This is a genomic window from Lysobacter sp. Root690 (assembly GCF_001427785.1).
Classification (GTDB): Bacteria; Pseudomonadota; Gammaproteobacteria; order Xanthomonadales; family Xanthomonadaceae; genus Lysobacter.
In genome coordinates this window covers 607,892-616,887 of the sequence record NZ_LMHM01000017.1, presented here as the reverse complement: position 1 = coordinate 616,887, position 8,996 = coordinate 607,892, and the positions used below count along the sequence as shown (strand labels likewise).

The following is an 8,996-nucleotide window of genomic DNA, read 5'->3' as shown; positions in this document are numbered from 1 at the left end:
CCGCAACCAATCAACCGGTCAGCGGGGCCGCGCATTATGCAGATCTGAATGGGGCTTGGGAAGGGCTGATCGAAAATAATTTCGCCCGCCGCCGTCTTGACGATTGAGGGGCGCTGTCGGATGTTCGCGACGTCCTGTCCCGCACTCTAAGGAACCGCTCCATGTCGAAGCTGCACGCGCTGGTCGTATGTTGTGGCCTGGCCCTGTCGGGTTGCGGGTCCGGCAACGGTGCCTGGGTCGAGATCGGCGGCCAGCGCTATACGGTGGAAGTGGCCAAGGACGACGAATCGCGGGCGCGCGGGCTGATGTTTCGCGACGAAATGGCGGCCGACCGCGGCATGGTGTTCGTGCATGAGCGCGAGGAGCCGCAGGCCTATTGGATGAAGAACACCCATATCCCGCTGGATATCCTCTACTTCGACGGCAAGCGTCGGCTGGTCTCGCAGCAGCGCGACGTCCCACCCTGCTCGGGCGGCAACAGCTGTCCGCCCTATCCCAGCGATGCGCCGGCGAAGTACGTGCTGGAGCTCAACGCCGGCCAGGCGGCCAAGTTGAAGCTCAAGGATGGGGCGGAACTGAGGTTCGGGCCCGGAATCGAGTAAACGGACGGGCAACGCCGGTCCGTGGTTCTACGCAGGTCGCCGCGGACACGTGGTCCACGGCGACCTTCAGCCGCTTCAGACTTCCATCATCTCGAAGTCGTCCTTGGTCACGCCGCAGTCCGGGCAGGTCCAGGTGTCCGGAACGTCCGCCCAGCGGGTGCCCGGGGCCAGGCCCTCTTCCGGCAGCCCCAGGGCTTCGTCGTAAATAAAGCCGCACACGACGCACATCCAGGTGCGGTAAGCGGTGGTCGCGGCAATCTCGGACATGGGCGGATAATGGTTTTGCGGGACGGCATTGTCCCACCCCGCCCTCTCCGACGGAAGCAGACGCATGAATTCACCATGGCCGCAGCGCGGCCTGTACGCGATAACCCCCGACGATGCCGACACTCTGCGCCTGGTGGCGCGAGTCGAAACCGTGCTGGTCGCCGGCGCGCACTGGCTGCAATACCGCAACAAGGCGGCCGATCCGCAACTGCGACGCGAACAAGCGCTGGCCCTGCTGCCGGTCTGCCGCCGCCATGGCGTGCCGCTGATCGTCAACGATGATTGGCGCCTGGCCGCGCAGATCGGCGCCGACGGCGCGCATCTGGGCGAAGACGACGGCGAGCTGGCCGCGGCGCGCGCGACGATGGGCGATCGCGCCCTGATCGGCGCATCGTGCTACGACCGCTTCGATCTGGCTCGCGCGGCGGCCGCGACCGGCGCCAGTTATGTCGCCTTCGGCGCGTTCTTCGCTTCGCCGACCAAACCCAATGCGCGCCGCGCCGCGCCGGAATTGCTGAAGCAATCGGCGATCCTGCGCCTGCCGCGGGTGGCGATCGGCGGAATCACCCCGGACAATGCGCGCTCGTTGGTCGACGCTGGCGCCGATCTGCTGGCCGTCATCAGCGGCGTGTTCGACGCGCCCGATCCGTCCGCCGCGGTGCGCGCCTACCTTTCCTGCTTCGATGAAGCCCGATCCGAAGAATTGCCTAATGAATAACCCCCGCTCCCACGAACTCTTCACCCGCGCCAGCGAACTGTTGCCCGGCGGCGTCAATTCGCCGGTGCGCGCGTTCAAGTCGGTCGGCGGCGAGCCGTTCTTCGCCGAGCGCGCGCAAGGCGCTTATCTGTACGACGTCGACGGCAATCGCTATATCGATTACGTCGGCTCGTGGGGCCCGATGATCGCCGGCCATGCGCATCCGCAAGTGCTGGCCGCGGTCGAAAAAACCATGCGCCACGGCCTGAGCTTCGGCGTGCCCAACGCGCTGGAAGTGACGATGGCCGAAGCGATCACCCGGATCGTGCCGAGCTGCGAGATGGTGCGCATGGTCAATTCGGGCACCGAGGCGACCTTGTCGGCGATCCGGGTGGCGCGCGGCGCGACCGGGCGTACCCGCATCGTCAAATTCGAAGGCTGCTACCACGGCCACGGCGACAGCTTTCTGGTCAAGGCAGGCAGCGGCGCGTTGACATTGGGCCTGCCGAATTCGCCCGGCGTGCCGGCGGCGCTGGCCGATCTGACCCTGACCCTGCCCTACAACGATTTCGATGCGGCTACGCAGCTATTCGACGAAGCCGGCAGCGAGATCGCCGGCCTGATCATCGAACCGATCGTCGGCAACGCCAACTGCATCCTGCCGAAGGACGGCTATCTGCAGCACCTGCGCGCACTGTGTACCAAGCACGGCGTGCTGCTGATCTTCGACGAAGTGATGACCGGTTTCCGGGTCGCGCTCGGCGGCGCGCAGCAGCGTTACGGCATCACCCCGGATCTAAGCACGTTCGGCAAGATCATCGGCGGCGGCATGCCGGTCGGCGCTTACGGCGGCCGGCGCGATCTGATGAGTCAGGTCGCGCCGAGCGGGCCGATCTATCAGGCCGGCACGCTCAGCGGCAATCCGGTGGCGATGGCCGCGGGGCTGGCGACCTTGGAGCTGATCCAGCAACCCGGTTTCCACGACGCGTTGGAACGCAGCACGCACGCCTTGTGCGATGGCCTGGAAACGGCCGCGCGCGAGGCCGGCATCGCCTTCCACACCACGCGCGCGCCTGGCATGTTCGGGCTGTATTTCCGCGAAGGGCCGGTGCAGAGTTTCGCCGATGCGATGGGCTCGGATACCCAGCGCTTCAATCGTTTCTTCCACGGCATGCTCGAGCGCGGCGTGTATCTGGCGCCGTCGGCGTTCGAGGCCGGGTTCATGTCGAGCGCGCATGGCGAGGCGGAAATTGCGCAGACCATCGAAGCGGCGCGGGCGACGTTCGCTACGCTGTGAATCGAACGATCGCATCGTCGCGATCGCGCAAACGCAACGGGCCGGCGAATTCGCCGGCCCGTTTTTTTTGCGGACAGGATCAGAACGTGAAGCTTGCACTCAGACCGATGGTGCGTCGCGCGCCGAACCAGCAGTCGCCGCGGCCACCGCAATAGCTGAAATAGCGCTTGTCGGTGAGGTTGGTGACGTTGAACGCCCAGCGCCAGGCGCCGGTGTCGTAGGACAGCATCGCGTCGCCGAGCACGACCGACGGGGTGGTCGGGCTGGGCGGTTCGACGAAATCGCTGAAGTAGCGCACGCCCAGGCCGGCGGCGAAACCCTCGCGCCCGCCGACGCTGAAACGCTGCTTGCCCCAGACCGCGGCCTGATGGCGCGGGGCCGGCGTGAGCTGCTTGTCGTTGTCGAGATAGTTGTAGTGCGCGGTGATGTCGAAGCTCGAGGTGATCTTGCCCGACAGTTCGAGTTCAAGACCGCTGGTCTTGGTCTTGCCGGCCTGGGTGTTGACGTTGGGATTGGACGGATCGGGCACCAGGCGATTTTCTTCGCGCAGTTCGTAGGTCGCGGCGGTGAAACTCAGATCGCGCCCGGCCGGTTCGAACTTGACGCCGGCCTCGACCTGCTCGCCCTTCTGCGGCCTGTAGCGCGAACCGGTGAGGGCATTGGTGCCGCCGACCGGGGTGAATGACTCGCTGTAGCTCACGTACGGCGACCAGCCGGCCCAGTCGTGGAACATCACGCCCAGGCGCTTGGTGGTGGCGCTGGACTTTTCGTCGGCCGCGCCGACCAGTCCGCTCTTGGCGCGATCGTGGCGCAATCCGGCGACGACGATCCAGTGCTCGCCGATACGCATCTGATCCTGCAGATACAGGCCAATCTGACGCTGGCTGGTCTTGATGTCCGGACCGAGCGGCGGCGGCGTGTACGGCGGGGGGACCGGGTTGAATACATCGATCGGCGGCAAGGTGCCGCCGCGCTCAGGCGCGCCGTCGAAGCTCTGCGCTTCGTCCTGTTTGAAGCGGATCGCATCCAGGCCGAGCAGCATCTGATGCTCGACCGCGCCGGTCTTGAAGCGGCCCTCGACGTGCTGGTCGATGTTCTGCATCCGCGCCTTGTTGTTGGCGAACCAGCCTTCGCGGTTGATCACGCGCTGCTGCGGATCGATGAAGGGATTGAGCGGATTGCTGAAGGGATCGGCGTAGACGGTGACGTAGTCGACCTCGTTGCGCGAGGCGCGGAACGACTGCTGAAACGACCAGTTTTCGTTGAAGCGATGCTCGAACTGCCAGCCCGCGCTGGTGTGGTCGGTGTCGTAGTGATCGCCGGGGTTGCCGATGAAACGGCTGGCCGGAATGCGGCCGTTCGGGTTCGGCGCGATCAGGCCGCTCCACTGGAAGAACTGCGAGGTCGAGCCGGTGCGATCCTGCTGCCACCGAAACTGGAAGGTCAGCGAGGTGTCCTCGCTCGGGCGCCAGGTCAGCGACGGCGCGAACAGGCGGCGATCGTCGTTGACGTGATCGACCTGGGTGTCGCTTTCACGGACCAGGCCGACGAGGCGGTACAGCCAGGTGCCGTCGGCGGTCAGCGGACCGGTGAGGTCGGCGTTGACCTGGCGACGGTCGAAGCTGCCGAGCTGCACGCCGATCTCGCGCCGCGCCTGGGTCTGCGGGCGCTTGCTGACCAGGTTGATGACGCCGGCGGTGCTGCCTTGTCCAAACAGCATCGAGGCCGGGCCGCGCAGCACTTCAATGCGCTCGAGCATGTACGGGTCGGTGCGGGTGGTGCTGGTGTAGTAGTTGAACGCGCTGCGCAGGCCATCGAGGTATTCGGTGGGGTCGCTGCCACGGATCAGGGTCCAGTCGCCGCGCGAGTCCAGGCCGTAGGCCTCCGAGCGCACGCCGGCGGCGTAGTTGAGCGCGTCCTGGACGTTCTGCGCGCCCTGGTCGCGCATCTGCTCGCCGGTGACCACGGTGATCGCCTGCGGGGTTTCGGAAATCGGCGTGTCGGTCTTGGTCGCGCTGGTGGCGTTGGCCGCCTTGTAACCGCTCGATTGGCCCTGGACGACGATGTGATCGAGGGTGGTGGCCCGCTTGTCGGGGGCGTCGGCCTCGGCGGCGGCGGGGTCGGCCGCCCACGCGGGCGCGCTCAGGGAAAAAGCGATGGCCAGGGCCAAGGGCGCCGGAAGATGGCGGCTGCGGGACATGCGGGGGGACTCCGAAGTTGAAGCAAACGAGAATTATTATCGTTTGATCCAAAAGCCCGCGTAAAGCCCCTGTTGACGATCCACGGCACCGTGGAACCACTTGAATGGCATCGGAAGGGGTGGCGCGGCGGCGCACAGGGGCCGCACGGAAGCTGGCTTGCTGGCCTGCCAACTGCCGCGAAATCGGCTCGACTCAGGCGTCGCTTGGCTCGAGCGCCGCTGGTCTCAAGCGTCTGACCTCAAGCGCCAAGGATCAAAGCCGGGCAGAGATGCGCTCGGCGAGCGCGTCCAGGCTCGGGCGATCGCTGGGCGCCGGCAAGCCGTGGCGATACAGATGCAGGATGCCGTCGTCCGCGCGACGCGGCTGCACATGCAGATGCACGTGCGGGACTTCCTGGCCGCCCGCCTCGCCATTGGACTGCCACAGGTTCAGCCCGGCCGGCCGCTGATCGGCAGCCAAGGCTTTGGCGACACGCACCGCGATCGACATCAGATGCCCGGCCGTCGCCTCACTGATGGCGTACAGATCGGGAATATGCCGCCGCGGCACGACCAGTACGTGGCCGGGCACGGCCTGACGCAGATCCATGAACGCGACGACGCGATCGTCGCGATACACGAAACTCGCCGGCACCCGGCCGGCGATGATGTCGCAGAACACGCATTCGCTCATCGCCAATGCCGTCGCATGGGCCGCGCTCAGCGGCCGAGAAACTGCAGCAGCGCCGCGCGCAGACGCGCCAGCCCCTCGGCCACGTCGGCGTCGCCGATGTTGAGCGCGGGCACGAAACGCAGCACGTCCGGACCGGCCTGCAAGGTCAGCAAGCCGTGTTCGACGCAGCGATCGAGAATTTCGCCGGCCTTGCCCGCGTGTTCTTCGCGCAACTGCGCGCCGATCATCAGGCCGCGACCGCGCACTTCCACGAACAGATTCAACTCGGCGTCCAGTGCGGCCAGGCCGGCGCGGATCGCCTGCGCCTGACGCTCGACATTGGCCATCAATTCGGCCGAGCGCAATTCGCGCAAGGCCGCGCCCGCGACCGCCGCCGCCAACGGATTGCCGCCGAAGGTGGTGCCGTGCGCGCCGAACTGCATCGACTGCGATGCCTTGGGGCCGACCAGCATCGCGCCGATCGGGAAGCCGCTGCCCAGCGCCTTGGCCAAGGTCACCACATCGGGCGTCACATCGTAGGCATGGCAGGCGAACAACTCGCCGGTACGGCCCATGCCGCACTGGATTTCGTCGAGGATCAACAGCGCGCCGTGGCGATCGCACAACTCGCGCAGGCCACGCAGGAACGCGTCGCTGGCCGGCGTCACACCGCCCTCGCCCTGCACCGGCTCGACCAGGACCGCGCAGACCGCGCCGTCGGCCATCGCCGCTTCAGCGGCGGTCAGGTCGTTGAAATCGCTGTAGCGAAAGCCCGGCGGCAGCGGTTCGAAACCTTCGTGGTACTTGGGCTGCGCGGTGGCGGTGACTGCGGCCAATGTGCGGCCGTGAAAACTGCCGCGGAAACTCAGGATCGCGCGGCGCTCGGGTTCGCGGCCCTGCGCGGTGGCCCATTTGCGCGCCAGCTTGATCGCCGCCTCGTTGGCTTCCGCGCCGGAGTTGCACAGGAACACACGCTCGGCGAAACCCGAGGCCGACACCAGTTGTTCGGCCAGACGCAGCGGCGGTTCGCTGATGAACACGTTGCTGGTATGCCACAGCTTGCCGGCCTGTTCGGTCAGCGCCGCGATCAGCGCCGGATGCGCGTGGCCGAGCGCGTTGACCGCGATGCCGGCGCCGAAGTCCACGTACTCGCGGCCGTCCAGATCCCAGATCCGCGAGCCTTTGCCGTGGTCGAGCACGATCCGGCGCGGGCGGTAGACGGGCAGGTAATAGCGCTCGGAAAGCGCGTACAGCGAGGCGGTGTCCATGGGGGCGGCGGCGTTGGGGGTGAAGCAGCCATTGTCGCCGATCGCCGAGGCGCTTGCAGTGCTCATGGCAGCCGCTGCGCGATGCGGGCGCTGCGACGCACCGCGCCGGCGCGGTTGCAGTCATGATCGGTCCACGCCGATGGCCGGGGCCCCGCTTGCCACGAACCCGCCCGACCTGCCGCGTCGGCGCTCCGCGCCTTGCCCGCTTCAAGCTTGCCTACGACGAGGGAAACGCCATGAGTTCACGCAGTCGCCGTACCGCTTCGCTGTTGTCCGCCGCACTCGCACTGGCCTTGTTGCCGATCGCATCGGCGGCGGCCACGCCGCCCAGGATCGAAATCACCGAAACCGCCGCCTTCGACGCCTCCAGCGTGACGCCCTTCGCCGGCGACTACGCCGACGTCTACGCGTACCTGCATCAGCATCGCGACGCCGATCTCGCCCAGTTGCAACGCTGGGTGCGGCAACCGTCGATCAGCGCGCAGAACCAGGGCATCGCGCAGATGGCCGAGTTGCTGCGCAAGGATCTGCAGACCCTGGGCTTTCGCGACACCGCGCTGGTGCCGACCTCGGGTCATCCGGGCGTGTACGGTTATTACGATGCCGGCGCCGAGCACACGCTGGTGGTCTACATGATGTACGACGTGCAGCCGATCGAACCGACCGGCTGGAAAGTCGACGCTTTCGCCGGCACCTTGGTCGACGATCCCGCGCTCGGCAAAGTGTTGATGGCGCGCGGCGCGACCAACCAGAAAGGACCGCAGCGCGCGTTCCTCAATGCGCTCGACGCGATCATCAAGGTGCGCGGCAAACCGCCGGTAAACCTGATCGTCCTGGCCGAAGGCGAGGAAGAACTCGGCTCGCCGCACTACCCGGAAGTGGTCGCCAAGTACGAAGCTCAACTGCGCAAGGCCGACGGCGTGTTCTTCCCGATGAACACCCAGGATCGCGACGGACAGGCGTCGATGTTTCTCGGAGTGAAGGGCATTCTCTACATGGAACTGGAAGCCAAGGGCAACGCAAGCAGCGGCGGCCCGCAGCGCGCCGAAGTGCATGGCTCGCTCGCCGCCAAGCTCGATTCGCCGAGTTGGCGCCTGGTGCAGGCGCTGGCGACCTTGACCACGCCCGACGGCGAGATCGCGGTGCCCGGCTATCGCGATGCGATCCGCGCGCCGAACACGGAAGAGCAGCGTCTGTTCAACGGCATCGTGCGCGGCCGCGAAAGCGAGCAGGCCAAGCAGCTCGAATCGCTGGGCGCGGCGCGCTGGAAGAACGGCCGCGGCTTCCGCGACGCGGCCGCGGCGGAGTTGTTCGACACCACGCTCAATATCGATGGGCTGGCGGCGGGTTACACCGGCGAAGGGGTCAAGACCATCCTGCCGCATCGCGCGGTGGCCAAGGTCGATTCGCGCTTGGTGCCGGACCAGACCCCGGATCAGGCGCTGGCGCTGATCCGCAAGCAACTCGATGCGAAGGGTTTCGACGACATCGAAATACGCAAACTGTCGGGTTATCCGCCGGCGCAGACCTCGGTGGACGCGCCGCTGACGCGCGCGGCGTTGGGCGTGTATCGCAAGTACGGACAGACCCCGCCGGTCGCGCCGCGCATCGGCGGCAGCGCGCCGTATTACGTGTTCACCCAGACCCTTGGGCTGCCGATGATCGCCGGCGGTCTGGGGCATGGCAACGGGGCGCATGCGCCTAACGAGTACATGGTGGTGGAGCCGCTGAAGGGGTCGAAGGTGGCGGGCTTGGAGGAAGGTGAGCGGTTCTATGTGGATCTGTTGTATTCGTTGGCGGATGCGTTGAAGCAGCCGGGGAAGTGATCGGGTCGATTGGGTTTTCGCGATTGATCGATTTTCGCGGTCGGTGCTGAGGTCCCTCCACAAAAGTGGTCGGATTTGCGCTGGGGCTCGTCGGATTGACTTGTCTTGCCATTGCTGTTGCTGTTGCTGTTGCTGTTGCTGTTGCTGTTGAATTTTGCTTTGGCTTTGGCTTTGGTCCGGCGCAGCC

Annotated in this window: 8 protein-coding genes; 4 read left to right on the top strand and 4 right to left on the bottom strand. The window is 66.5% G+C overall.

Annotated elements, in window-relative coordinates; all coding sequences use genetic code 11:
- Positions 1-161: 161 nt before the first annotated feature.
- Positions 162-602 (top strand): DUF192 domain-containing protein, encoded by a 441-nt coding sequence (locus ASD86_RS23180; protein ID WP_056116440.1) that lies wholly within the window; start codon positions 162-164, stop codon positions 600-602.
- Positions 603-677: 75 nt separating this feature from the next.
- Here the strand turns inward: ASD86_RS23180 and ASD86_RS23175 are convergent, their stop codons facing one another.
- Positions 678-869: a rubredoxin gene (locus ASD86_RS23175; RefSeq protein WP_036115753.1), complete on the bottom strand. Its 192-nt coding sequence runs from the start codon at positions 867-869 to the stop codon at positions 678-680.
- A gap of 64 nt (positions 870-933) precedes the next feature.
- Here ASD86_RS23175 and thiE point away from each other — a divergent pair, with 64 nt between their 5' ends.
- Complete coding sequence (gene thiE / locus ASD86_RS23170; RefSeq protein ID WP_056116437.1) at positions 934-1,587, top strand: thiamine phosphate synthase; 654 nt, start codon at positions 934-936, stop codon at positions 1,585-1,587.
- Entirely contained in the window at positions 1,580-2,863 is a 1,284-nt protein-coding gene (gene hemL, locus ASD86_RS23165; protein WP_056116434.1) for a glutamate-1-semialdehyde 2,1-aminomutase, read from the top strand. The genes thiE and hemL overlap by 8 nt, the downstream gene beginning before the upstream one ends.
- 79 nt (positions 2,864-2,942) lie before the next feature.
- Here the strand turns inward: hemL and ASD86_RS23160 are convergent, their stop codons facing one another.
- The 3 genes from ASD86_RS23160 to ASD86_RS23150 all read right to left on the bottom strand — a co-directional run bounded on the left by ASD86_RS23160 (position 2,943) and on the right by ASD86_RS23150 (position 6,983).
- Positions 2,943-5,063 (bottom strand): TonB-dependent siderophore receptor, encoded by a 2,121-nt coding sequence (locus ASD86_RS23160; protein ID WP_056116432.1) that lies wholly within the window; start codon positions 5,061-5,063, stop codon positions 2,943-2,945.
- Between the two features lie 253 nt (positions 5,064-5,316).
- Positions 5,317-5,736 (bottom strand): HIT family protein, encoded by a 420-nt coding sequence (locus tag ASD86_RS23155; protein WP_056116430.1) that lies wholly within the window; start codon positions 5,734-5,736, stop codon positions 5,317-5,319.
- Positions 5,737-5,762: 26 nt separating this feature from the next.
- Complete coding sequence (locus tag ASD86_RS23150; protein WP_056116590.1) at positions 5,763-6,983, bottom strand: acetylornithine/succinyldiaminopimelate transaminase; 1,221 nt, start codon at positions 6,981-6,983, stop codon at positions 5,763-5,765.
- 236 nt (positions 6,984-7,219) lie between these two features.
- Between ASD86_RS23150 and ASD86_RS23145 the strand changes: the two genes are divergently transcribed.
- Complete coding sequence (locus ASD86_RS23145) at positions 7,220-8,809, top strand: M20/M25/M40 family metallo-hydrolase (RefSeq protein WP_056116427.1); 1,590 nt, start codon at positions 7,220-7,222, stop codon at positions 8,807-8,809.
- Positions 8,810-8,996: the final 187 nt, after the last annotated feature.